Source organism: Paracoccus litorisediminis (assembly GCF_009711205.1).
Taxonomy (GTDB): domain Bacteria; phylum Pseudomonadota; class Alphaproteobacteria; order Rhodobacterales; family Rhodobacteraceae; genus Paracoccus; species Paracoccus litorisediminis.
The window spans coordinates 344290-366098 of record NZ_WMIG01000002.1; the positions used below are offsets into that span (position 1 = coordinate 344290).

At 64.4% G+C, this 21809-nt stretch carries 25 protein-coding genes and 2 tRNA genes; 12 read left to right on the forward strand and 15 right to left on the reverse strand.

Annotation, left to right across the window (positions count from 1 at the left end; all coding sequences use genetic code 11):
* Positions 1-7: 7 nt before the first annotated feature.
* The gene (locus GL300_RS07065; protein ID WP_155039230.1) at positions 8-523 is read left to right on the forward strand and encodes a L,D-transpeptidase family protein; all 516 of its coding nucleotides are present in this window, start codon (positions 8-10) and stop codon (positions 521-523) included.
* Positions 524-644: 121 nt separating this feature from the next.
* Here the strand turns inward: GL300_RS07065 and GL300_RS26145 are convergent, their stop codons facing one another.
* Positions 645-821 (reverse strand): hypothetical protein, encoded by a 177-nt coding sequence (locus GL300_RS26145; protein ID WP_170297617.1) that lies wholly within the window; start codon positions 819-821, stop codon positions 645-647.
* Positions 822-1085: 264 nt separating this feature from the next.
* On the opposite strand from GL300_RS26145, the gene GL300_RS07070 reads away from it, so the two are divergent.
* Entirely contained in the window at positions 1086-1709 is a 624-nt protein-coding gene (locus tag GL300_RS07070) for a hypothetical protein (RefSeq protein WP_155038902.1), read from the forward strand.
* Between the two features lie 14 nt (positions 1710-1723).
* On the opposite strand, the gene GL300_RS07075 is transcribed toward GL300_RS07070, so the two are convergent.
* On the reverse strand, positions 1724-2959 hold the full coding sequence (locus GL300_RS07075) for a THUMP domain-containing class I SAM-dependent RNA methyltransferase (RefSeq protein ID WP_155038903.1): 1236 nt from the start codon (positions 2957-2959) through the stop codon (positions 1724-1726).
* Positions 2960-3125: 166 nt separating this feature from the next.
* On the opposite strand from GL300_RS07075, the gene GL300_RS07080 reads away from it, so the two are divergent.
* Entirely contained in the window at positions 3126-3920 is a 795-nt protein-coding gene (locus tag GL300_RS07080) for a VOC family protein (protein ID WP_155038904.1), read from the forward strand.
* 87 nt (positions 3921-4007) lie between these two features.
* Here GL300_RS07080 and GL300_RS07085 read toward each other — a convergent pair whose 3' ends face one another.
* From GL300_RS07085 to GL300_RS07110, 6 genes are all read right to left on the reverse strand, one after another.
* Positions 4008-4766, reverse strand: a complete 759-nt coding sequence (locus tag GL300_RS07085; RefSeq protein WP_155038905.1) for an iron ABC transporter ATP-binding protein — start codon at positions 4764-4766, stop codon at positions 4008-4010.
* Positions 4763-5716, reverse strand: a complete 954-nt coding sequence (locus GL300_RS07090; RefSeq protein WP_155038906.1) for an iron chelate uptake ABC transporter family permease subunit — start codon at positions 5714-5716, stop codon at positions 4763-4765. The genes GL300_RS07085 and GL300_RS07090 overlap by 4 nt, the downstream gene beginning before the upstream one ends.
* 11 nt (positions 5717-5727) lie before the next feature.
* Positions 5728-6681, reverse strand: coding sequence for an ABC transporter permease (locus GL300_RS07095; protein ID WP_155038907.1), 954 nt, complete (start codon positions 6679-6681; stop codon positions 5728-5730).
* Positions 6678-7574, reverse strand: coding sequence for a siderophore ABC transporter substrate-binding protein (locus GL300_RS07100; RefSeq protein WP_155038908.1), 897 nt, complete (start codon positions 7572-7574; stop codon positions 6678-6680). The genes GL300_RS07095 and GL300_RS07100 overlap by 4 nt, the downstream gene beginning before the upstream one ends.
* Before the next feature lie 111 nt (positions 7575-7685).
* Positions 7686-8474, reverse strand: coding sequence for a metallophosphoesterase family protein (locus tag GL300_RS07105; protein WP_155038909.1), 789 nt, complete (start codon positions 8472-8474; stop codon positions 7686-7688).
* Complete coding sequence (locus GL300_RS07110) at positions 8471-9418, reverse strand: diacylglycerol/lipid kinase family protein (RefSeq protein ID WP_155038910.1); 948 nt, start codon at positions 9416-9418, stop codon at positions 8471-8473. The genes GL300_RS07105 and GL300_RS07110 overlap by 4 nt, the downstream gene beginning before the upstream one ends.
* A 355-nt stretch (positions 9419-9773) precedes the next feature.
* On the opposite strand from GL300_RS07110, the gene GL300_RS07115 reads away from it, so the two are divergent.
* From GL300_RS07115 to GL300_RS07125, 3 genes are read left to right on the forward strand one after another with little or no spacing between them, the layout of a single operon-like run.
* Positions 9774-10955, forward strand: coding sequence for an isochorismate synthase (locus tag GL300_RS07115; RefSeq protein WP_246195100.1), 1182 nt, complete (start codon positions 9774-9776; stop codon positions 10953-10955).
* Positions 10956-10972: 17 nt separating this feature from the next.
* Positions 10973-11626 carry an isochorismatase family protein gene (locus GL300_RS07120; protein WP_155038912.1) on the forward strand — a complete coding sequence of 218 codons (654 nt, stop codon included), beginning with the start codon at positions 10973-10975 and terminating at the stop codon, positions 11624-11626.
* Positions 11617-12387 carry an SDR family oxidoreductase gene (locus GL300_RS07125; RefSeq protein WP_155038913.1) on the forward strand — a complete coding sequence of 257 codons (771 nt, stop codon included), beginning with the start codon at positions 11617-11619 and terminating at the stop codon, positions 12385-12387. The genes GL300_RS07120 and GL300_RS07125 overlap by 10 nt, the downstream gene beginning before the upstream one ends.
* Here GL300_RS07125 and GL300_RS07130 read toward each other — a convergent pair.
* Positions 12384-12629: a phosphopantetheine-binding protein gene (locus tag GL300_RS07130; RefSeq protein WP_155038914.1), complete on the reverse strand. Its 246-nt coding sequence runs from the start codon at positions 12627-12629 to the stop codon at positions 12384-12386. The two genes, GL300_RS07125 and GL300_RS07130, sit on opposite strands and share 4 nt — an antisense overlap.
* A gap of 10 nt (positions 12630-12639) precedes the next feature.
* Entirely contained in the window at positions 12640-14259 is a 1620-nt protein-coding gene (locus tag GL300_RS07135) for a (2,3-dihydroxybenzoyl)adenylate synthase (RefSeq protein WP_155038915.1), read from the reverse strand.
* 191 nt (positions 14260-14450) lie between these two features.
* Here GL300_RS07135 and GL300_RS07140 point away from each other — a divergent pair, with 191 nt between their 5' ends.
* The 4 genes from GL300_RS07140 (at position 14451) to GL300_RS07155 (ending at position 17319) form a co-directional block, all read left to right on the forward strand.
* On the forward strand, positions 14451-15812 hold the full coding sequence (locus GL300_RS07140; protein WP_155038916.1) for a condensation domain-containing protein: 1362 nt from the start codon (positions 14451-14453) through the stop codon (positions 15810-15812).
* A 182-nt stretch (positions 15813-15994) separates the two neighbouring features.
* Positions 15995-16069 (forward strand) — tRNA-Gly (locus GL300_RS07145).
* Positions 16070-16583: 514 nt separating this feature from the next.
* Positions 16584-16835: a class I SAM-dependent methyltransferase gene (locus GL300_RS26610; RefSeq protein ID WP_246195101.1), complete on the forward strand. Its 252-nt coding sequence runs from the start codon at positions 16584-16586 to the stop codon at positions 16833-16835.
* A 410-nt stretch (positions 16836-17245) separates the two neighbouring features.
* Positions 17246-17319: transfer RNA gene (locus GL300_RS07155), tRNA-Cys, on the forward strand.
* 148 nt (positions 17320-17467) lie between these two features.
* Here GL300_RS07155 and GL300_RS07160 read toward each other — a convergent pair.
* The 4 genes from GL300_RS07160 to GL300_RS07175 are packed head-to-tail and all read right to left on the reverse strand — an operon-like array spanning position 17468 to position 18346.
* Positions 17468-17674, reverse strand: a complete 207-nt coding sequence (locus tag GL300_RS07160; RefSeq protein ID WP_155038917.1) for a hypothetical protein — start codon at positions 17672-17674, stop codon at positions 17468-17470.
* Positions 17671-17907: a hypothetical protein gene (locus tag GL300_RS07165; protein ID WP_155038918.1), complete on the reverse strand. Its 237-nt coding sequence runs from the start codon at positions 17905-17907 to the stop codon at positions 17671-17673. The genes GL300_RS07160 and GL300_RS07165 overlap by 4 nt, the downstream gene beginning before the upstream one ends.
* Positions 17904-18161 carry a hypothetical protein gene (locus tag GL300_RS07170; RefSeq protein ID WP_155038919.1) on the reverse strand — a complete coding sequence of 86 codons (258 nt, stop codon included), beginning with the start codon at positions 18159-18161 and terminating at the stop codon, positions 17904-17906. Before GL300_RS07170 ends, GL300_RS07165 begins: the two co-directional genes overlap by 4 nt.
* Complete coding sequence (locus tag GL300_RS07175) at positions 18158-18346, reverse strand: hypothetical protein (protein ID WP_155038920.1); 189 nt, start codon at positions 18344-18346, stop codon at positions 18158-18160. The genes GL300_RS07170 and GL300_RS07175 overlap by 4 nt, the downstream gene beginning before the upstream one ends.
* A gap of 170 nt (positions 18347-18516) precedes the next feature.
* Here GL300_RS07175 and GL300_RS27060 point away from each other — a divergent pair, with 170 nt between their 5' ends.
* Both GL300_RS27060 and GL300_RS07180 read left to right on the forward strand, forming a co-directional pair.
* On the forward strand, positions 18517-18642 hold the full coding sequence (locus GL300_RS27060; protein WP_281353112.1) for a hypothetical protein: 126 nt from the start codon (positions 18517-18519) through the stop codon (positions 18640-18642).
* Positions 18643-18847: 205 nt separating this feature from the next.
* Positions 18848-19513, forward strand: coding sequence for an NYN domain-containing protein (locus tag GL300_RS07180; protein ID WP_155038921.1), 666 nt, complete (start codon positions 18848-18850; stop codon positions 19511-19513).
* A 174-nt stretch (positions 19514-19687) separates the two neighbouring features.
* On the opposite strand, the gene GL300_RS07185 is transcribed toward GL300_RS07180, so the two are convergent.
* Positions 19688-21745, reverse strand: coding sequence for a phage tail protein (locus GL300_RS07185; protein WP_155038922.1), 2058 nt, complete (start codon positions 21743-21745; stop codon positions 19688-19690).
* Between the last annotated feature and the right edge of the window lie 64 nt (positions 21746-21809).

The window sequence follows — 21809 nt, forward strand, 5'->3', positions numbered from 1 at the left end:
GACGCCCATGGGTCTGATGGCGCGGGGCCGGGTTCTGCCCTGCTCGGTCGGGCGCGGCGGCCTGACCGACGCCAAGCGCGAGGGCGACGGCGCCACGCCCTTGGGCGAACATCGCATTGTCGGGTTGCTTTACCGCCCCGACCGGGTGGCGCGGCCTGCGGGTTGGGCGCAACCGATCCTGCCGGGCGATCTGTGGTGCGATGCCTCGGGTCACGCCGATTATAACCAGTTCGTCCGCGCGCCCTTTGCGCCCAGTCACGAGGCTATGCGCCGCGCCGATCCGCTTTACGACATCGTGCTGATTACCGACTGGAACTGGCCCCATGCGCAGGCGGGGCTCGGCTCGGCCATTTTCCTGCATCAATGGCGCAGGCCGGGATTTCCGACTGCAGGCTGCATTGCCATGGCGCGGCGCGATCTTATCTGGCTGGCCGGAGCGATCGAACCCGGTGAGGTTCTGGACATTCCGGCCCTGCCTCGCTGGCCGACGCGGCGGGCCGGGGTACGTTTCGGCAAGGATTGAGCGACGATAAGCCCGCAGCCGGCCATCCGCTTCGGCCTGATGACAAGGCAGTAGCGTTCCCGGTGACCTGGAACGGATTACTCACTCCGCCGCGACCCGAGCCGGGCGGTGAGGTAAAGCCTTACTTGATATGCACCGCGCCACTGCCCCCGATAGCCGCCCCGGCGACCGCGCCGATCGGCCCTGCAACCAACGCCCCCGCCGCTGCGCCGGTCGTGGCGCGTGTCGCGGTGTTTGGCCCGCAGGCACCGACGGTGAGCGCCAAGGCACAGATGAGGATGGCGGGCAGTTTCGGCATAGGTATCTCTTTCGTTCTTTTCAGAAGCTCGGTGATCTTCGAGCATTCCGGCGCGGACCGCTATAGATGCCGATTGCGTCGCCAAGGCAATCCCCGGCATTCCCCGATCAGGCAATCTTGATGCCGCTGCTGACCGACGCAGCGGGCTAATCCGTCCAGCACGGCAGCACCTCTCGTCGGCTCAACCTGACCCTTTCGTCAATGCAACCCAGTCAGGAACTGGTGGATTTTCAGCGCGCTATTGGCAAAATTGGGGCCTGACTCATGATCAATGGCATCGCCCCAAAACCCAAAGGGACACAGCGCCGCATGTTCAGACACGCCCTGCATATCGCAAGCATTACCTTGGCGTTTTTGGTCAACTCGCCCTCAAGCCCGGCTTTGGCGTCGGATTATTCCGCCGCTGAACTAAGTCGGCTGTTTGACATCCACATCAATTGCCAACTGACGCGCACGCCGGGCGACCGAATTTACCTTGTCGGAGACTATGCCGTCATCACCACCAAACCCGTTCCAGGGCAGTTGCGCACCTTCAAGATCAGGTACCGTGGCAGCGGCTGCGAATACCAGATGCATGGCGAGCGCGCATGGGGCGAACTGGAGACCTTGCAGGACCGCTATGACACCTTCCCGTCTGACCTGCCGATACTGGGCGCTCACTACAAGTTGTTTAAGGTCACCACAGCCTTCATCGAAAACGGGAAATTGACCGACAGCGATGTTTACGCCTTCACAATCAAGGCACTCGATCCGACAAATCGTCCATATGAAGCGACGGTCGAGGCGACCTTTCACAAAGGCAAGATCATAGGCGCTTCAACCTTCGAAACGAATGCGCAAGCCGAACGGAAAGAAAAGATGCTGGAGGTCACCCCACTTCCGGAATGACCCCGTCCTATGCCTCACAGCGGCCCGGTCTGCCATAGCCGGATCTTCAGCCCGCCATGGGCGACGAAAGGGCCGGGCTCAAGGAACGGCAGGCCGGTGGCGCGGGCCAGTTGCGCGTCGGTGGTGACGATGGCGACTCGCCAGCCCTTGAAGCGGCTGCGCAGGACCTCGCCCATGGCGGCGTGCAGGCCGAAAAGCGGGCCCTTGTTGCCGATCCGCGCGCCGTAGGGCGGGTTGATGATGACAAGGCCGGGCGGGCCTTCGGGCGGCTCGATATCGCCGATCGACAGGTTTCGGAACTCGGTCAGTGCGGCGACGCCGGCGCGTTCGGCGTTCTCGGTGCTCATCCGGATGGCGCCGGGGTCACGGTCGCTGCCGTAAAAGCGCGGCGCATCGGGCGCGGGCCGCGCCGGGGCGCTGCGCAGCTTTTCCCAGGCCTGCGGGTCGAAGCTGGTGAAATGTTCGAATGCGAAGCTGCGCAACCGACCGGGGCGCAGGTTTGCCGCCATCTCGGCCGCCTCGATCACGAAGGTTCCCGAGCCGCACATCGGGTCCAGCACCGGCTCGCGCCCGTCGTAGCCGCATTGGCGCAGGAACATCGCCGCCATGGTCTCGCGCATGGGGGCCTTGCCGACGGCCTGCTTATGGCCGCGCTTGTGCAGCGACTCGCCCGAGCTGTCGAGGCTGATGGTGCACAGGTCATCCTCGATGCGGACCTTGATCGTGACCGGCGCGTCATCGGCGATGGTCGCGCCAAGGCTTTCGCGCAGGGCGGTTTCGATCCGCTGGGTGATGGCCCCGGCGTGATAGATGCGGGATTGGCGGCTGGAGGCCTCGACCCGGACGGGGATGTCGGGGCGCAGGAAGTCAGCCCAAGGGAAGCGGCGGGCGCGCTTGTCGAGCTGCGCCGGATGCATGGCGCGGAAGCTGCCGATGCGGACAAGGACGCGGGTGGCACCGCGGATTTCCAGATTGGCGCGCCAGACCTCGGGCCAGCTGCCAGTGAAGGTGACGCCGCCGGGCTGGATTTCCGGGGTGAAGCCGCGCTCCCTGACCTCGGCGGCCAAGGGTTCCTCAAGGCCGGGAGTGGCGACCAGAAAGATCTCCATCCGCGACTGGTCAGCGGCAAGGGGCGCAGGTTCGGGCCGGTCCGGGGCGGGTTTGGGGTTCGCCTTGGCGGATGGCTTGGGGGTCTGTGCGGACGGGCGGGGCGCGGCCTGACGGCGCGGGGATCTGGGTCGGGTCGTCATGGGTGAGCGCCTGCGAAAAAAGGGCCTGCATCATGCCCTTTGGTGGCGGCAAAGGCAATGATCCGTCATTGTCGCCAATTGGGTGACAGTATTCCCCTGCCTTCGCCATTTTCTGGAAGAATGCTGGGGGTTAGATTGTCTGCAAGCATTGGGAAAGGAGACTGTCATGGCGACGAGCGATGCCCCCCTTCAGATCGGCCGGGTGGCCCTGACCGTAAACGACCTTGGCAAGGTCGGGGATTTCTATCAGCGGGTGATCGGCCTGCAACGCCTGTCGGGCGATGCCGAGCAGGTCCTGCTGGGCGTGGATGGACAGGCGCTGCTGGAACTGCGCGCCGACAAGGCCGCGCGCCATCGCCCGAATGAGGCGGGGTTGTTCCACACCGCCTTCCTTTTGCCCGACCGCGCCGCGCTGGGAAGCTGGCTGCGCCATATCGCGGCGGGCGGGATGAAGCTGGACGGGGCTTCGGACCATCTGGTCAGCGAAGCAGTTTATCTGCACGATCCCGAGGGCAACGGGATCGAGGTCTATGTCGACCGCCCCCGCGACAGCTGGACGCGGCGCGGCGACGAGGTGTTGATGGACACGGTGGCGCTGGACGTGCCCGGCCTTCTGGGCATTGGTGTCGACGGCTGGCAGACCGCGCCGAAGGGCACGGTGGTTGGCCATGTCCACCTGCAAGTCGGCGATGTGGCCGAGGCCGAGGATTTCTACATGAACAGCCTTGGTCTGGACCGCACCTCGCATCGCTTCGGGGCCAGCTTCTTCTCCAGCGGCGGCTATCACCACCATCTGGCGGGGAATATCTGGAACAGCCGCGGCGCGGGGAAACGCAGCGCGAATGCGACCGGATTGGCGGAACTGGTGCTGGAGGCCGATCCGGGCGTGCTGGCGGGTCTGGGGGCGAACAGCTTCACCGACCCCTGGGGTACGCGGATCACGGTCGCGGCCAAGGGCTAAGGGCGCCTGGGGGCTCTGCCCCCCGCCTGCCCGACCCCTCAATGGGGTCGGGCAGGCGTCCCCCGGGATAATTTCACAAGAAAGAATTCAGACGTGATGCAGGACCAGCGGCCGTCCCCGATGGCTGCCGACCCCAACCGGCGTGTCGTAAAGCATCGACAGCGTTTCGCTGGTCAGCACCTCATAGGGGCTGCCCTGCGCCACGATCCGGCCCTGTTTCATCGCCACGACATGATCGGCCCAAGCGGCGGCATAGTTCACCTCGTGGATGACGGTCACGACGCTTTTGCCGCCGACCCTGACCAATTCACCCAGCCGCGCCATCAGCGAGCGCGCATGGGCCATGTCGAGGTTGTTCAGCGGCTCATCCAGCAGCAGCCAGTCGGTTTCCTGCGCCACGGTCATCGCCAGATAGGCGCGCTGCGCCTGACCGCCCGAAATCTCGTCGATAAATCGGTCGGCCAGATCATCCAGCGAAAACGCCGCTAGTGCCTGATTGACAACCTCAAGGTCGCGGGGGCGCGGACGGCCCTTGTGATGGGGCCAGCGACCGAAACCGACGAGTTCACGCAGGCGCAGGCGGCTGGCGATCGCCGTCTGCTGGCCCAGCACCGCCATCCTCAGCGCCAGTTGATCGGTGGGCGTCCGGCTTAGATCCGCACCATCCAAGGTGACGCTGCCCGATTGCAGCGGTTCCAGCCGCCCGATCAGCCGCAGCAGCGTCGACTTGCCCGCGCCATTCGGGCCGATCAGCGCGGTCAGCTTGCCCTTTGGCAGGTCGGCGCTGATGTCATGCAGGATCGCCGATTTGCCGATGCGATGCGAAAGGCCGGAGATACGGATCATCGGATGCGTCCCTTGATCAGCAGAAGCAGGAAGAACAGGCCTCCGGCGAATTCGATCACCACCGAGAGGAAGGCGGCCTGACCCAGCACGCGCTCGAACACGGTCTGGCCCAGGATCAGCGTGATCGCGGCGATCATCGCCGACGCGGGCAGCAGGACCCGGTGGCACGCGCTGTGGGTCAACCCATGAGTTAGCCCAGCGACGATCAGACCAAAGAAGGTGACCGGACCGATCAGCGCCGTCGAGACCGAAACCAACAACGCGACAATTGCCAGCGCGGCAAGCACCACCCGGCGATGATGAAGTCCCAACGAGACCGCCGGATCGCGGCCCAGTCCCAGCACATCCAGCCGTGACGCCATCAGCATTGCCGCCGCCGCGCCGATCAGCGTCAGCGCCCCCGCAGCAGGCAGCAGCGCCGCGTCGATCTTGCTGAAGCTGGCGAAGCTGGCCTGCTGGACCACTGCAAATTCATTGGGGTCCAGCACCCGCCCGACAAAGGTGTTGAGAGAGCGGAAAAGTATGCCAAGGATCACCCCGGTCAGGATCGTGCGGGGGATGTCGCGCACCCCCTGCCCCAACAGCGTGCCGAACAGGGCCGCCGCCAGCAGCACCATCACCGCGACCTCGCCGGTGAATTTCACGCCTGCGGGCAGCCCGGCGAAACCGGCAATGCCAAAGGCTGCAACCAGCAGTGTCTGCATCAGCATGTAAAGCGCATCAAAGCCCATGATCTGCGGCGTCAGCACCCGGTTCGCGGCGACCGTCTGGAACAGGATCGTCGCCATCCCGGTCGAAATCCCGACCAGCAGCAGTCCGACCAGCCGCTCGGTCCGCAGCTTCAGCACGAATGCCCGCGCCTGACCATCGGGCAGGCCCTGCAGCAGCCAGATTGCCGCTGCCAGTGCCAGCACTCCGGCCAGCACCCAAAGCACGAGCCTTTTATTCATATGCGGGCCGCCTATCCATGCGCGGGCCTGCGGTAGAGCAGCCACAGGAAGATGACCGCTCCGACCACGCCAAGGATGGTGCCGACGGGGATCTCATAGGGGAAACGGATCAGCCGCCCGATCAGGTCGCAGGTCAGCAGCAGCACCGCGCCGAACACCGCCACCACCGGGATCGAGGCGCGCAGATTGTCGCCCATGATCCGGGCGACGATATTCGGGACGACCAGCCCGACAAAGGGGATCAGCCCGACAGTGGTGATGACCATGGCCGTCACTACCGCGACCACCGCCAGCCCCAGCCGCATCACCGCGCCCGGCGACAGGCCAAGCCCCGTGGCCACGCTGTCGCCAAGCCCGAGGATGGCGAAGCGGTCAGCGGCGAACCAAGCCAGACCCGCCGCCACGGCCGCGACCCACAGCAGCTCATACCGCCCGGCCAGCACGCCCGAGAACTCGCCCGACATCAGCCAGCCATTCACATATTGCAGCAGGTCGGTCTGCCAGCCGATGAAGGTGGCGATCGCACCGATCACCCCCGACAGCACCAGCCCCGCGATCGGCACCAGCATCACCTCGCGCATCGGCAGGCGGCGGATGACGGCGACGAACAGCGCCGTGCCCAGCATGGCGGCAAGGCTGGCCGCCACCATCTTGACCCATAGCGGGGAGGCCGGGAACAGGATGGTGACGGCCAGCAGGCCCAATGTCGCGCTTTCGGCGGTCCCCGTGGTTTCGGGGCCGACGAAACGGTTGCGGACAAGGGCTTGCAGGACCACACCCGCCACCGCCAGCGCCGCGCCGGTCAGGATCACGGCCAGCGTCCGGGGCAGGCGCGATTCCATCAGGACCAGTGCCGCCCAAGGGTCCCGGGTTGCTTCAAGGATGCTGACGCTGGCGGCGCCGATGGTCAGGCTGGCCACGCTCAGGCCAGCCAGAACCAGCATCGCGGCTGGCAGCAGCCTCATCCCTTGGTCAGCGCTGCGGTCAACTCATCCAGCAGGGTGATGGTCGAGGTATAACCCCCGGCCGAGATATAGGCGTCAGCCGCGTCCAGATAGACGACATGGCCGGATTTCCAGGCATTGGTGCCCTCGACCAGCGGGTTTTTCAGCACGGCCTCGGCGGATTGACCTTCTTCGCCGATGGCGGCACCGCGGTCGATGACGATCAGCCAGTCGGGATTGGCCTGAGCGATGAATTCGTGGCTGATGGCGTCGCCGTGATTGGCGTCCTTGATCGTCTCGACTGCCTCGGGCAGGCCGGTCGCCTGATGGATCCAGCCAAAGCGCGAGGCCTTGCCATAGGCGGCCAGTTTCGGCCCGTTGGTCATGACGATCAGCGCGCTGCCCTTGTCCTTGCCGGCAGCAGTGGCGGCGGCGACCTTGGCGTCAAGGCTGGCGGTCAGCTCGGCGGCCTTGTCCTGACGGTCAAACAGCGTGCCAAAGGCGGTGATGCGGGCTTTCGCGTCGCTCAGCAGATCCTCGCCGATGGTCATGTCGATGGCCGGGGCCACCTGCTCGACCGCGGCCTTTTGCGCGGCAGAGCGGCCGCCGACGACGATCAGATCGGGACCCAGCCCGGCCAGCGCCTCAAGGTTCGGCTCAAACAGCGTGCCGACCGGCGCGGCCTTTTCGGCCAGCGGTTGCAGGTGCTTGACGTACAGTTTTTCCGGCACGCCCGCCGCATCGACGCCAAGCGCCGTCAGCGTATCCAGCGAAGGCAGGTCATAGACCGCGACTTTTTGCGGAACGCCCTTCAGGGCCACATCGCCCTGTGCGGTCGGCACCGACAGATCGGCAGCAAAGGCCGCGGATCCAAGAGAGAATGCAAGGAAAGTCGAAAGGGCGAAGGCGCGCATGTCTGGACCTCTGATGCTTCTGGCCACCGCGTGACCGCGGAGTCGCGGCTTAGCTAGCCTCTGGTCAGGATCAGGTCCAGCCAAAACAAAGTGAAACTGTCGGATTTCCGCCTAGGCCGCACGCCAGCGCCGATTGACGCGGGTAAAGCGCAGGAACTGGGGCGACAGGAAACCCGGCTGGTCCATCGGCGCGACATGGCGTTCGATCAGCAGATCCGACCCGTCGAAATCCAGCACCGCGAATTCGTTCTGAAGGTCGGTTTCGCGCGCGCAAAGCGCCGTCCCGGCCTGAATCTGCAGCATCCCGCGCCCGTCCGGCGGCAAAAACGCCCCCGCTGCCCAGATATGCAGATGCCCGCTCAGCACCAGATCGACGCCCTTCAGTTCGAACAGGGCCACCGCCTCGGGGGCACCGCGCATCAGGGCCTTGTCGATCTCGGGGCGCTGCTGAAGCGGGTGGTGGAGGGCGACAATATTGATGCAGTCAGGCTCGATCCGGTCGGTGACGCGGCGCATCTGGGCGGCGGTGATCTGGCCGCGCTGCCATGCCATCGGATCGACACTGTTCACGCCCTGCACCCGCAGCCGCCCGACATGGCCGACGGGTTCGAGATTCTCGGAAATGTCGCGGCGATAGCGCAGATAGGGCTGCATCACCCGGTCATCGAGGCGGTAAAGCGGGATGTCATGGTTGCCGGGCACGGCGAAAAGCGGCGCCTCGATCCGGCGCAGAAAGGCCGCCGCATGGGCGAATTGCGCCGAGCGGCCACGATGGGTCAGATCGCCGGTCACCACCACCAGATCGGCGCGGGCCGCATTGACCCGCTCCAACAGCGGTTCGATCAGGGCGGCGCGCTCAAGGCCGAAATGCAGATCTGACAGATGCACCAGCCGGGTCATTGTGCATCCCGTCCGTTGGACCCCGAGGGCACAAGGACCGCCAAGGCATTGGGAAGGACGCGCACCGAAAACGGCGAATCCATCCACAGCTTTTCGCCATCATGGGCGACATATTCGTGGCGCGGTTCGGTTTCCAACGTGAATTCCTCGGCGCTGATCAGGTCGAAATCCTGGTAGCGGGCGGATTTGCCAAAGGCCAGCCGCAGGGCCGAGCGGATCAGCGGCCACGGCCTGCGCGCCCGCGCCACCAGCAGTGCCAGCCGCCCCTGCCGGATGTCCTCGGCCCCGTCCAGACCGAAACTGTCCAGCTGGTAGGCACTTTTGGCGACGAAGGCGAGCGCGGTCTTGAAGCGCCGTTCGGTTCCGTTCGCGCGCACCACCAACCGGATCGGGTGGCGCAGGTTCCACATCGCCACCACCGCCGACCAATAGGCCGCGACGCGGGAACGGCCCCAGCGTTTGTAGATGTCCTCGCGCCGTTTCAGGATCTCGGGATAGGCGCCGAAACTGACATTGTTCAGAAACAGCAGCCCGTTGATCTCGCCGACATGGATGCGGCGAAGCTGGGGGGCGTCAAGGACCGCCAGCGCCTGCTCGACCGTCTCGCCGACGCCCAGATCACGGGCGAAATAGTTGAAGGTGCCGCCGGGGATCACCACCATCGCGGCGGGACTGCCCGCAACCGCACTGGCAATGGCAGCCTGCGTGCCATCGCCGCCTGCCGCCACGATCAGGTCGAAGCCCTGACCGATCGCGTGACGGGCGATGCCGGTCAGATCGCCGCCCTTGGGGGTGCGGCGAAAGTCCAGCCGCGCCACGCGACCCTGCAAACGCTCGCGGATCTGGTCGGCGATGCTGTCCCCCGCCTTGCGCCCCGAACCCTGATTCACGATCACGCAGACATGCGCCTTGGCCAGATCGAAGGCGCTGTCGGATGGGGGCATCGGAACCTCGGGCGTTGGGACATGTCAGGGCCAACACCGCTATCCGCCGGGGGTTCCCGCCGATGGATGGGCGGGGTTCCGCCACCCCTTACAATCCTGACGATTTTACTTGCCCTTTCAGATCGCCTCAGACATGTTCCGCGCGGGAAGCCAGCAGGGGTCATGCGCCCTCTGTTCGCCATTCGCCTGAAACACGGGCGAAACGGCGTATCCGCCACCCGGGAATGTCACGAGCAGGAGAGAGTTCCGCCCCGCAGACCCGGCTGGAGCCAGCCAATTTGCGACCTATTCGCCGCCCCCTGCCGTGCGCCTTTGTCGCCGCGGCAGCGCGCATTTTCATTCGATGAGATCACGCATGAACATCCGTATTACCGATGCTTCCGATGTGGCCGGACTGACCCGAAACCCGTCCCCGGCCTTTGTCTTTCGTGGCAGGGACAATGCCTCGGGCGGGGGGGCAGCGACGCCCCTGCCGCGTGGCACCCGCCATGATCTGGCCGAACGTATCAGCCGCGCCTTTGCCGACGCGCCGCAGGACAGCCTGATCGGTGGGGCCCTGCCCTTTGACCGTGCCGATCAGGATTGCCTGTGGCAATGCCGCGCCGAACCCGCTGCGGCCGAAGCCGTATCGACCAGGGGCCTGCCGCTGCAGGACTGGCAGATCGCGGCCCAGCCCCCTGCGTCCGATTATTCCCAATCGGTCGGTCGCGCCCTGCAGTTGATGCAGGACGAAGCCGGGCAAACCGACGCCCTGCACAAGATCGTATTGGCCCGCAGCCTGCTGGTCCGGGCCGGACATGACATCCCGGTCGACGCGCTGCTGCGCCGGTTGGGTCAGGACCCGGCGGTCACCGCGTTCCGGGTGGCGCTGCCGCCGCGGGATGGCCGTCCCGTGGTCCTGTGTGGCGCGACGCCCGAACTGCTGCTGTCGAAATCCGGCGCCGAGATCGCCTCGCATCCATTGGCCGGTTCGGCCCGGCGCGAGGTCGATCCGGCCATTGACCGATCGGCGGCCGAGGCGCTGATGGGGTCGGACAAGGATCACCGCGAACATGCCATCGTGGTCGAATACATCATGGACAGCCTGTCGCCGCTTTGCCGCGAGCTGGCGATCCCGCAGGGCACGACCCTGACCTCGACACGCAGCATGTGGCATCTGGGCACCCGGATCGAAGGGCGGCTGCGGGACATGGATACGCCCTCGGTGGTGCTCGCGTCCCTGCTGCACCCGACCCCGGCGGTCTGCGGTCTGCCGATGGGCCGGGCCGAGTCGCTGATCCGCGAACTGGAACCCGCGCCGCGCGATTTCTATGCTGGCGCGGTCGGCTGGTGCGATGCGCAGGGCGACGGCGCGTGGCATGTCGCCATCCGCTGCGCCGAGATCTGCGGCGCCGAGGCACGGCTTTACGCCGGGGCCGGGATCGTGCCCGGCTCGGACCCCTTGGCCGAAGCCCATGAGACCGGCGCGAAATTCGGCGCCTTCCTTGCCGCCCTTGGCCTGCCCGCGGATGCCGGGCTGGCCGGACTGATCCAATAACGCGAAAGACCCCGACCATGGCCCTTCCCGGCATTGCCCCCTATGCCCTGCCCCGCGCCGCCGACCTGCCGCAGCCGCGCGGGCCGTGGCAGCCGCAACGCGACCGTCTGGCCCTGCTGGTCCATGACATGCAGCGCTATTTCTGCCGCCCCTATCCCGAGGGCGCGCCTCTGGCCCCGATGGTTGCCAATATCGCCCGGCTGATCGCTGCGGCCCGCGCGGCGGGCGTTCCGGTGTTCTACACCGCGCAGAAAGGCAACCAGTTCCGCCCCGACCGCGGCCTTCAGGCCGACCTGTGGGGGCCGGGCATGAGCGCCACCCCCGAGCATGAGGAGATCCTGCCCCAGCTTGCCCCCGAGCAGGGCGACATCGTGTTGCACAAGCACCGCTACAGCGCCTTCCAGCGCTCGAATCTGGAAACGCTGATGCGGGCGCGTGGGCGCGATCAACTGATGATCTGCGGGATTTATGCCCATATCGGCTGCCTCGCCACCGCGGTCGAGGCGTTCCAGCGCGATATCGAGGCCTTTGCCATAGCCGATGCACAGGCCGACTTCTCGCGCGAGAAGCATGATCTGGCGATGGGCTGGATCGCGGCGACCTGCGGCGTGCCGTTGCTGACCGAACAGGCGCTGGATGTGTTTGCAGGCGAGGTCGCGACATGCGCCTGAGCGGATTCGAAGGGCATCTGGCCATTGTCACCGGCGCGGCGGGGGGGATCGGTCTGGCCGTGACCCGCGCCCTGCTGGACGCGGGCGCGACGGTGGTGGCGACCGATACCGCCGCCGCGCTCGCGGCGCCGCTGCCGAAGGGCGCGATCCCGCGCGCGCTGGATGTCCGCGACGGCGCGGCGGTCGAGGCACTGGTGGCCGAGGCCGAGGCTGCCCATGGTCCGCTGAAGCTGGGCGTCCATGCGGCGGGGGTGCTGGCCATCGGGCCGCTGGTCGATCTGCCCCAGACCGAATGGGATCGGGTGATCGGCACCAACCTGACCGGAACCTTCAACGTCACCCGCACCTTTGGTCGGGCAATGGCCGGGAACGGTGGCGGCGCGCTGGTTGCGGTCAGTTCCAACGCGGCAGGCATCCCGCGCCAGAACATGGGCGCCTATGCTGCCTCCAAGGCGGCGGCGACCATGCTGGTGCGCTGTCTGGGGCTGGAACTGGCGGGGTCAGGCGTGCGCTGCAATATCGTCGCGCCGGGTTCGACCCTGACACCGATGCAGACCGGCATGTGGACCGAGGATGGCGGCGCGGGCGAACGCGCGGTGATCGAGGGCAGCCTGAACGCCTATCGCACCGGCATCCCGCTGAAGAAGCTGGCCACCCCCGAGGATATTGCCGGCGCGGTCATGTATCTGCTGTCGGATCAGGCCGGCCATGTCACCATGGCCGACCTTTATGTCGATGGGGGTGCGACGCTGCGCGCTTAACGGCGCGCCGCGATCAGTGCCCACCATGCATTCAGCGTCGGCTCGCGGGCCAGCTCATCGAAGCTGGCCTCGATGCCGCGCTGCTTCAGCTCGGAGGACAGCGTCATCACCGAGATGGAATCGAGCCCGTAAAGCACCAGATTTTCGGTCGGGTCGATCTCGGTCTCGTCCTCGATCAGGGACAGGACACGGGTGGCCAGCCATTCCGGGGAAAGCTCGGCGGTTTCGGTCAGGGTGGTCATGGTCGTCCTTTCAGGCGGTCTCAGGGGTCAAGCTGTCGCGCAGGCGGCGCTTGTCGATTTTACCCACTGCGGTCAGCGGCAGCTGGGCAAGGATGCGGAAACGGTCGGGCAGCTTGTATTCGGCCACGCCCTGTTCCAGCAGCGCCCGGCGCAGCGCGGGCGGGGACAGCTTTTCCACCCCATCGCGCAGGACAAGGAAGGCGCAGCTTTTCTCGCCCAGATGCGGATCGGGGATCGCCACCAGTGCGGCATGGGTGATGTCGGGATGGCGCAGCAGCAGGTTCTCGATCTCCTCGGCGGCGATCTTTTCCCCGCCCCGGTTGATCTGGTCCTTGATCCGCCCGACGACGCGCAGATAGCCGTTTTCGCGGACCACGACGTCGCCCGAGTGATAGAAGCCGTCGGCATCGAAGGCGCGGGCGTTGTGATCGGGGCTGCGGTAATAGCCGCGGAACGTATAGGGGCCGCGCGTGGCCAATGCACCGGGCTGGCCGTCAGGAACCGGGTTGCCATCCTCATCTAGGATGCGGATTTCATCATCGGGGCTGATCGGGCGGCCCTGCGTGGCAAAGACGATCTGCGCCGGATCGTCCAGCCGGGTGTAGTTCACCAGCCCCTCGGCCATGCCAAAGACCTGCTGCAACCGGCAACCAAGGATGTCGGGAACGCGGCGGGCCGTGGCCTCGGCAAAGCTTGCGCCGCCGACCAGCATCAGATCCAGCGTCGCAAGCTGGGCGCGGCGGGCCGGGTCATCCTCGACAGCGCGCAGCCACAGCGCCACCGCCGGGGGCACCAGCGGGGCCATGGTCACGCCTTCACGCGCCATCAGGTCGAAACAGGCCAGAGGCTCGGGGCTGGCTGCCATGACCACCGTGCCCCCGGCATGGAACACCCCCAGCGCGCCGGGCGAGCTGAGCGTGAAGTTATGTGCCGCCGGCAGCGCGCACAGGAAACGGGTGTCAGCGGTCACGCCGCAAATCTCGACGCTGGCCCGGACGCTGTAATCGTAATCGTCATGGGTGCGCGGGATCAGCTTGGGCGTGCCGGTGCTGCCGCCCGAAAGCTGAAAGAAGGCGACCTGATCGGCAGGGGTCGGCCCCGCGCCTTCGGGCAGAGCCGGACCCGAGGCCAGCCAATCGGACAGGCTGCGGGCTGGGTCATCCTCGCCCAGCAGCAGGATCAGGCGGGTGCCGCCCGCGCACAGCTCATCGGCAAAGGCATCGTCGCGGAACAGTTCATGCGCGCGGGCACCGATCACCACGGCGGGCGCGATCTGGCGGGCATAATCCGCCACCTCCAACCGACGGTGGCTGAACAGCGCATTGACCGGCGCGACGCCGATCCGCAGCAGGGCAAAGAAGGTGACGTAGAACTCGGCCAGATTGGGCAGTTGCACCAGTGCCGTATCGCCATGACCGAAGCCCTTGACGGCTAGGCGCCCGGCCAGATGGCGCGACTGCCGGTCCAGATCGGCATAGCTCAGCCGTCGGGACCCACAGACGATCGCGGTCGCATCCGGGCGGGTCGCGACCTGCTGGTCCAGCATGCGGGTCAGGGGCTGGCCGATCCAGTAACCGGCCTCGCGATAGCGACGGGCCAGATTGTCGGGCCAGGGCGTGAATTCGATCATCGCGAAAATTCCTGTCCATTGAGCGGCGAAAGACTGCCTGCGCCGCGATCCCCGCTTGACGCGGTGTAATAGTCGAGTATTTTTATATGGCTTTCTCTCTCGAAGCAAGCTGGCCCGCGGTTCGCCGCGGGTCAGCCAGCCAGAACCCCGAAGCCACATTTCCGGGCCACGCCCGCCGGGCGGACAGAATCATGCAAAACAATCAACATATTGAACGCGATTTCGCGCTGACCCTCGCACAGTTGGATTTCTGGGAGGAATTCCGCGCACATCCGGGCGAGGCGGTTTCCACCGTGGCCCATGCCATCGAATTCAGCGGCGCTGTGGACATCGAGGCCCTTGCCCGCGCCATCACCCGCACCATCCTTGAAACGGATGTGCTGGCCCTGCGCTTCACCGCCACAGGCGATGACCAGCCCCGTCAGCATCTGGACGAGGGCCGCCGCCCGGTTCTGCGCCGGATCGACCTGTCGGCGGATGCCGACCCTCGGGCCTGCGCCATGGCCATGATGCAGGCCGATCTGGAGGCACCTCTGGACCTGCTGACCCAACCCATCGCGGCGGAATGGCTGATCCATCTGGGGCCGGATCACGTGATCTGGTACAATCGCGGCCATCACATCGTGCTGGACGGCTATGCGATGGGTTTGATCGAATCGCGTAGCGCCCGGCTTTACGCGGCCGAGGTCAGCGGAACAGATGCCGGCGCGCCCTTTGGCCATTTCCCAGCCTATCTGGCCGAGGAGGATGCCTATCGCGCCAGTCCGCGCCACGACACCGACGGCGCGCATTGGCGCCAGGTCCTGTCTGCCCCGCCAGCACCAATGACGCTGACCAAGGGCTCCGAGGATTACCCGGCCGAAGAGATGTCCCATGAGGAATCGCTCTCGGACCTGCGCGCGCCGCTGCTGGCGCGCAGCGCCGAACTGGGCATCGGCTGGCCGGATCTGCTGACCGCGCTTTGCGCGGCATGGGCCGCGCTGCATTTGAAGGACGGCTCGGTCGCGCGGCATGATGACGGGACGCGCGCCGGGCTGCCGGTCTGGTTGCCCTATCTGAGCCGGATGGGCAGCGTCGCGATCTCGATCCCGGCGCTGGTGGTCAATATCCTGCCCTTCGATGTTTCCGTCGAGGCGGATGAGACGGTCCGCGCCACCCTCACCCGGCTGGCCGCGCGGTTGCGCAAGCTGCGCCGCCATGGCCGCTACCGGATCGAGCAGATCGGCTTCGATCACGGGTTGGGAACGCAGGAGCGATTCTTCTTCTCTCCGCTGATCAACGTCCTGCCCTTCGATCAGGCCAGTTTCCCCGGATGCCAGACCCAGCGCCATGTCCTGTCGAACGGACCGGGCGACGGATTCAACATCACCATCCGCGCCGACAGCACGGCGCAGGGGCTGGAACTGCGCATGGACGGCGATCCGTCCCTGACCCCGCCAAAAGATTTCCGCGAGCATCGTATCTCGCTGCCGGAATTCCTGCGCGAGGCACTGCGCGACGAATCCCAGGACCGCCCGATCAGTGCCCTGAGCCGCCATGCCGAACCGGCCTGATCCGGGCACATCATCAAAAACGAAATGAAAACGTATCAAAAACAATGATCTACAAAGTTTCTTGAAGTTTTTTTAAAGAATTTCGTTTTTTGCTCTTGCGCCCCCCCGCTACCTTCCGTAAATCACCGCTCACCGAAGGGGATGACGGCAGACGAAGCCGGAAGCAACCGACGGAATGGAGTGCGGGCGTAGCTCAGGGGTAGAGCATAACCTTGCCAAGGTTAGGGTCGTGAGTTCGAATCTCATCGCCCGCTCCAAAAAATCTTCCGAAAGGAAGAAAGCAAAAAGCGGCCTTCGGGCCGCTTTTGTTTTTTCCGGACATCGATTTGTGGCTGGTCAGGCGCTTGACCCGCGCCATGGGGAAAAGCGTATGCTGACCCCCTCGCATGGCAGCGCCGCTGACCTGTGGCGCCCGCTGACGAGGTTGGGACATGACCGCCACGGATCAGGTGATTGCACGCTGGCTGTAACGGCCAAGCCGACCACTGCGGCTGCGACTGCCAACGGGCCGGACACTGGGCCCTGACGCCGCCCCGGTCGAGATCCTCTTTCACAACTCTGCCGCCCTTGCCCGACTCGCTTCGGGCAATCTGCGCGCCCTGGCCGGAGAGATCGTCGACGGGCAATGTCTCGGCATTGAGCGGGATGCGCGACCTGATGCGGGTGGTCGCGGCCCTCGCCGTCGGTGGCAGCATCCGTAGACCCATATCAGGTCGGTGCGTCAGGCCAGATCGCGAAACACGGGTTGCAGGGCCGAGTCCGGATCGGGCTATGCGACTATCGCGATTTCCGACCGTCGCCTTCGACAGGCTGGCCTCGGTCGGCATCGTAAAACATATCGACCGCGCCAATATGCGGACCTATTGCGCGCGAATCCTCGACCTGCTGCGTTCCAAAGGCATAGCGCTGAACCATGGCGTCACCCTGACCGGTTTTGACGATGCCACCGTCGACGGACGGCTGGGCGAGTTCATCAAGGACTACATTTTTTCCGGCGACGATCTGCTGCATGTGAGCCAGTGATCCGCGAATTTTCGAAGACCGGGCTGGAAATGGTCGATATCGAAGACCTGCGCCCACATCGCGCACCGCGGAAATGGTCGGATCAGCTTGAGGCCCATTTGGAGCGGGCCGAGGCCCTGCCGCACCAGACCCAACCCCCTCTGTCCGCGCCGCCGAGGTGCTGCGTGCCTTCCGGCTGTATCTGCCCGGCTGCGCACTTGCCCTTGAATCGGGCTGGACCTTGCTTTTCCAAATCCTGCTGATCCGGCACGGTCGTCCCGCGCGCGCCCGATCCGCCCGGTGCCCATGCGGCCTATCCGTTCCGGCGCGACTACATCTAGGGCCAACGCCCTATCTGAGCGCAGCAAAGCAAAACGCCGTCTTGCGCCCCGCCGCCGAAGCAGCTAAACCCCGTCCCATCCTACGACAGCGGCGGGTTGGCGGAGAGGTTACGCAGCGGATTGCAAATCCGTGAAGACCGGTTCGATTCCGGTACCCGCCTCCACGTATCCACGCAAGGCATTGTTTTTCCTCATCATTATGAACGGTCGGTTTCGCACCCCATCGTGATACCCATCACCTGAAAAATGATTGGACGCGACAGGATGCGCCGGAATCAGACTTAGCGCCCGACCGAAGCCGGACGCAGGCCGTCAGAAACCCAGTTCGCTGATGTACACAGGCTTCCCGGCGCGGTGCCGCTCCGCCTGATCTTGAACGCGCAACGCAAACTGTTTGGACGTGATCTTACCGGCGGCGAGATCGCGGGCCGCGCTGATCACGATCAACTGCTCAATTTGATCCAGTTGTTTATAGGCCGCTTCGAGTTGGCTCTCGGTTTCTGGGGTGATCTGGCTCATGCTGCCTCCGCCTGTTTTGCGGCATCTCGGGCGATCGGGAACAACGCCGCAAGAGCGCCGCGCGACCTCTCGATCTGTGTGCCAATGACTTCCGTCAAACCGATGACGGCATCCCGGGCTTGGCGGTTGTCGGAATCGTCGATGCTTTCCACCGCCAGCGCCAGCGCCGCGTAAAGGTTGCTGAGCTTGCTAAGCTGACAGCTCACGCTTTCCAGGTCGTTGGGGGTAATCATGCTCGGCCCTCCCGTGCGGCATTGTGCGCCCGCATCACCAGCCCCATCGCATCACCGGAATAGGCCCAATCGAGCGACATGCCGACCTCCTGCGCATAGGCCAGAAACTCTGAGCTGAAGGTGTGACCGCCGTCGCATTCGACAACGACCTTATCGGCAGGGAAAAGCGTGGTGTTTGTCCATTCTGCAAAGGTTGCCAAGCGTTCAGTTACACCTTCGGGCAAGCCGGTATCGTCTTTGATAGCCGCGCTCATACTACCCCCTCCATCAGCTTGCCGACGCGACGCAGAGCGCTGCGAACGTAGGTACGGGCTTCGCGCTCCGCTTGGCTGTAGCCGCGCGCGCTTTCGCTGGCATCGAGCGCCAGCGTCAGGTGGTCGTGGATTTCGTGAAGGCTTGCGACAGGCAAGCCGGGTCCGTTATGGCAATGAGTAGCCATTCGCGTTCTCCCTTAAAGAACGGGTTTCGGTTAGGGCTGAGTAAGAGGTGGAAGCTCTTGCTTGGCCCGCTTACTGTGGTATCAATGTTTTTATGAGCGATCAAGAAAAAACTTTGATACCAAGAAAAGGGAAGCGTGGCCCTGCTCCCTCTGGGCAGGGGACGCCCGTGATGGTGCGCCTGCATCCTGACCTTCTCGCGTGGCTCGATGCTGAGCGCGAGAAAATCGTTCCCCCGCCGACGCGGCCGGAGATGATCCGGCGGCTGATGGGGTCCATGGCGATCAAACAATCCTGATCGCCACAGGTTGACGTAAAAACCCCGGCAGGCACAAAATACAGATACTTGTTGACAGGTTAGCCGATTTGAGTCCGTTCAGCCCTTTAGAGTCTCTTGACATTCGCGAATCAGTAGCCTTATCTAGCCTTATTAATCCCGCTGCGGCCTCGGCCACAGCGCCTCCCCCGGGCCACGGCTCGGGGGTTCTCATATCGGGAAGGGCATGACCAAGCCTATTCGTGTGCAGTGTTTTGTGGATGGCTTTAATCTCTACCACGCTGTGGAAAAGATTGGCGCACCACACCTGAAATGGTTTGATCTTCGAAAGCTGATTACAGCATTCACCGACCCTAAAACGCATACCCTAAATGAAGTCTTTTACTTCTCTGCTTATGCAACTTGGCGCGCAGTGTCTTATGCTCGCCATCAGCAATACGTCGCCGCGTTACAGGTGACTGGCGTGACTCCCATCATGGGCCGGTTCAAAGAAAAAGACATGTACTGCAGGACTTGCAAAAGCCCGTATAAAGCCCACGAAGAAAAAGAGACGGATGTAAACATCGCTTTGTGGCTACTGAATGAAGCCTATCAAGACAATTTCGATGAGGCATTTATTGTCAGCCGGGACAGTGATCTGACGCCGGCAATCCGAATGGTCAGGACTAGCTTCCCAGAGAAGTCAATCAAGGTAATCTCGCCACCCAACGCTGGGCATAGCAAGGAAATCGGCCAACTCGTTGGAAGGAAAAAACTAGCATCCATCAAGCAGGTTCACCTTGAGCGCTGCTTACTTGGTGCAACTGTTGTGGACCCCGTCACGGGTTTGGTCGTCGCCCGCCGCCCTCACGCTTACGATCCGCCGCAACCTAAGGCACTCCCGGCCAAGTAGATGCTCGGGGAAGCCCATAACCCGTGGGCGCCTACCGCACTATCCCGTCGACCTCAGCCCAAAGCCCCCTGACATCGCCTTTTGCGACCGGTTCGCCGTTGGGATATGCGGAATTGGCGCTCGAGCTGAACGTCATGATGCCTCACAGATTTAAGGGGAAGGCCGTTCAGGCCGTTAGGGGTAGTTGCCGACTAGGGTCGTGGCAGATGCCACGCCGGACGAGTTGAAAGACCGGAGCCAGTACTTCGCGCCGCCGCCGGGGATGGCGCGGGTCATGGTCACGTCCGACGAGGTCGCATAGTTCGCATTTCCGTCCTGCACAGCGTCAGCAAAAACGCCTCCAGCCGCCGATCGATAAAGGCGGGTGTTGGAATAGTTGACGCCCAGATCTGGCACAAACGTCACCGTCAGCGTGCCGCCAGCCGCGCCGCTTTCCGACACGACAACTGGGGCATCTGGGGCCGTGCTGTTAGCCACCACGTCGATATCTGACACGACAACTGGCGTACTGGCCTGTTTCCAGGTCTGCCCGCCCGGCGCGACATAGGTCCGCACCTGATACGTTCCGCCGTCCTCAAGAGGATTGCTCCTGAACCGATATGCATTGGCTCCCGACGTTTCCCGGATGCCATCGGTCCATTCACTCGCCCCTGTCCGGCGATACTGCATCATGCCGACATAGCCCCATTCTGCAGCGTATGTGCCTGCCACGCGGATGTAGGGGGGGCCGTCATCAGTGACGACGACAAGGCTATCTATTGTCGTGCTGAATGTCGGGTTGTCGCGGTCGTAATCCTCTGCATCGGCAGGCGGGTCGCCTTCCTCTCCTGCGGTCCAGTTGTAGCTGGAAGGGTCCGCCTCGGTCACATTGACGGTGACGTTCTGCCCATCGAAGGACCATGAATTGATCCAAAACGGGACGTTGCTCAGGCCGATGCGCGGGATGTGGATTGCCACCCTGCGTTCGCCCAAGAGCCGCAGGCCGAAAGCGCCGAGTGTCAGGGTCATTTTCCGGCGCGGGTTCATCTGGGCAATTTGCTGTTTGCACAGATGCCGCGCTTGGCCGTGGTGCTGGACGGCCAGCAGATCCAGCGATTTCGGCTCACCCTCGCCCCACAGCGCGATTGCGTCGGCGTCCTCCCACTCGTCGGCGGTCGTTTCCTGCCAACGGACTTGCGGCGCGACATAGGACGGGATGAGGTTGGTGACACGGCTGATCCGCTCGGTACCCGCCCCGTATTCCATTTCATGTATGTGGCGTTCTTCAATCGTGACTGTCGGCGCGGTCCAGACGCCGGCCTCCACCGACAACCTGCCATCAAGGTCGATCCAAGCCCGCCCACCCATTGCGTCCAAGAGCTTCTGCGCCGTATCTTTCATCGGGTCGGACAGCGCGAACGAAATGCCTGACTGATACCGCTCTCGCGTGCCCCCATCTGTCGGAACGGCGTCCAAGCAATTCGTGCGGGCTGTGCCAAAGCTGCCATCGTTCATGTCGTCTTGCGAAAGCGCGCCATAAATCGGGTTACACAGCACGTCATAGAGCTGGCGCGCAGGGTTGCGGGTGTTGGCGTAATCATCCGACACCCACAACGCCTCTGCCCCGTCGATCAGTGCTGAAACTTCCGGCTCACCGCCGCTATAGACCTCGGAAATGTCCTCGCCCTCGACCGCATCGAATGTGGCGCAAATCGTGCCGATGCCGCGGCATTTGTGGTCGGTCGTCCAGTATCCGGGGAATGCCGAAATCATGTCGGCATACTGCCCGCCGTCCCATTGGCCGCTTGCCTGAATGCCCGACCGCCAGCGCAGGCGGATGTTGCCCTTGCTCCAAGGCTCGGTCGTCACATAGCCGCTGCTGTCCACGCTGACCGGCTGGCCGTCCAGATACCATTGGATCACATTGGACATGCCGCCGTCTGCGACCAACAGGAGCTTGTAGAAACGGCGCTGAAAGCCTCCGCTATCTGTGACCCTCGCCCATTCAGCAAATGCTACAGTGCCGGACGCGCGAACGCGGCCCAAGTGCCGGATGCGCTTAGAGCTGCTGCCCCGAACCTCAGTCGTGATCTCGGACGGGCGCGGCCCCTTCGGCTGATTTGCCTTGGCGACTGCGAGGTTGATCGCAGCGCCGATCAGCGTGTTGACGATACCGCCGACAATCCCGATTGCAGTGGCGCTCGCGCCTGGGCCAAGTATTGCCGTCGCAAAAAACGCTCCTACCTGCGGCATTCATTCACCCCAAATTTCGATTACGTCGCGCCGCGCCATGCCGAGGCAGCGCGGGGCCCGAATC

What these genes read in the sequence shown, in the direction of transcription:
- GL300_RS07090 (WP_155038906.1), bottom strand. Translation starts at nt 5,716, where the DNA reads ATGAATAAAAGGCTCGTGCTTTGGGTGCTGGCCGGAGTGCTGGCACTG.
- GL300_RS07165 (WP_155038918.1), bottom strand. Translation starts at nt 17,907, where the DNA reads ATGATTACCCCCAACGACCTGGAAAGCGTGAGCTGTCAGCTTAGCAAG.
- GL300_RS07160 (WP_155038917.1), bottom strand. Translation starts at nt 17,674, where the DNA reads ATGAGCCAGATCACCCCAGAAACCGAGAGCCAACTCGAAGCGGCCTAT.
- GL300_RS07135 (WP_155038915.1), bottom strand. Translation starts at nt 14,259, where the DNA reads ATGATCGAATTCACGCCCTGGCCCGACAATCTGGCCCGTCGCTATCGC.
- GL300_RS07180 (WP_155038921.1), top strand. Translation starts at nt 18,848, where the DNA reads ATGACCAAGCCTATTCGTGTGCAGTGTTTTGTGGATGGCTTTAATCTC.
- GL300_RS07120 (WP_155038912.1), top strand. Translation starts at nt 10,973, where the DNA reads ATGGCCCTTCCCGGCATTGCCCCCTATGCCCTGCCCCGCGCCGCCGAC.
- GL300_RS07130 (WP_155038914.1), bottom strand. Translation starts at nt 12,629, where the DNA reads ATGACCACCCTGACCGAAACCGCCGAGCTTTCCCCGGAATGGCTGGCC.
- GL300_RS07140 (WP_155038916.1), top strand. Translation starts at nt 14,451, where the DNA reads ATGCAAAACAATCAACATATTGAACGCGATTTCGCGCTGACCCTCGCA.
- GL300_RS27060 (WP_281353112.1), top strand. Translation starts at nt 18,517, where the DNA reads ATGGTGCGCCTGCATCCTGACCTTCTCGCGTGGCTCGATGCTGAGCGC.
- GL300_RS07175 (WP_155038920.1), bottom strand. Translation starts at nt 18,346, where the DNA reads ATGGCTACTCATTGCCATAACGGACCCGGCTTGCCTGTCGCAAGCCTT.
- GL300_RS07070 (WP_155038902.1), top strand. Translation starts at nt 1,086, where the DNA reads ATGATCAATGGCATCGCCCCAAAACCCAAAGGGACACAGCGCCGCATG.
- GL300_RS07085 (WP_155038905.1), bottom strand. Translation starts at nt 4,766, where the DNA reads ATGATCCGTATCTCCGGCCTTTCGCATCGCATCGGCAAATCGGCGATC.
- GL300_RS07080 (WP_155038904.1), top strand. Translation starts at nt 3,126, where the DNA reads ATGGCGACGAGCGATGCCCCCCTTCAGATCGGCCGGGTGGCCCTGACC.
- GL300_RS07075 (WP_155038903.1), bottom strand. Translation starts at nt 2,959, where the DNA reads ATGACGACCCGACCCAGATCCCCGCGCCGTCAGGCCGCGCCCCGCCCG.
- GL300_RS07185 (WP_155038922.1), bottom strand. Translation starts at nt 21,745, where the DNA reads ATGCCGCAGGTAGGAGCGTTTTTTGCGACGGCAATACTTGGCCCAGGC.
- GL300_RS07115 (WP_246195100.1), top strand. Translation starts at nt 9,774, where the DNA reads ATGAACATCCGTATTACCGATGCTTCCGATGTGGCCGGACTGACCCGA.
- GL300_RS26145 (WP_170297617.1), bottom strand. Translation starts at nt 821, where the DNA reads ATGCCGAAACTGCCCGCCATCCTCATCTGTGCCTTGGCGCTCACCGTC.
- GL300_RS07170 (WP_155038919.1), bottom strand. Translation starts at nt 18,161, where the DNA reads ATGAGCGCGGCTATCAAAGACGATACCGGCTTGCCCGAAGGTGTAACT.
- GL300_RS07100 (WP_155038908.1), bottom strand. Translation starts at nt 7,574, where the DNA reads ATGCGCGCCTTCGCCCTTTCGACTTTCCTTGCATTCTCTCTTGGATCC.
- GL300_RS26610 (WP_246195101.1), top strand. Translation starts at nt 16,584, where the DNA reads ATGCGACTATCGCGATTTCCGACCGTCGCCTTCGACAGGCTGGCCTCG.
- GL300_RS07125 (WP_155038913.1), top strand. Translation starts at nt 11,617, where the DNA reads ATGCGCCTGAGCGGATTCGAAGGGCATCTGGCCATTGTCACCGGCGCG.
- GL300_RS07095 (WP_155038907.1), bottom strand. Translation starts at nt 6,681, where the DNA reads ATGAGGCTGCTGCCAGCCGCGATGCTGGTTCTGGCTGGCCTGAGCGTG.
- GL300_RS07110 (WP_155038910.1), bottom strand. Translation starts at nt 9,418, where the DNA reads ATGCCCCCATCCGACAGCGCCTTCGATCTGGCCAAGGCGCATGTCTGC.
- GL300_RS07065 (WP_155039230.1), top strand. Translation starts at nt 8, where the DNA reads ATGGGTCTGATGGCGCGGGGCCGGGTTCTGCCCTGCTCGGTCGGGCGC.
- GL300_RS07105 (WP_155038909.1), bottom strand. Translation starts at nt 8,474, where the DNA reads ATGACCCGGCTGGTGCATCTGTCAGATCTGCATTTCGGCCTTGAGCGC.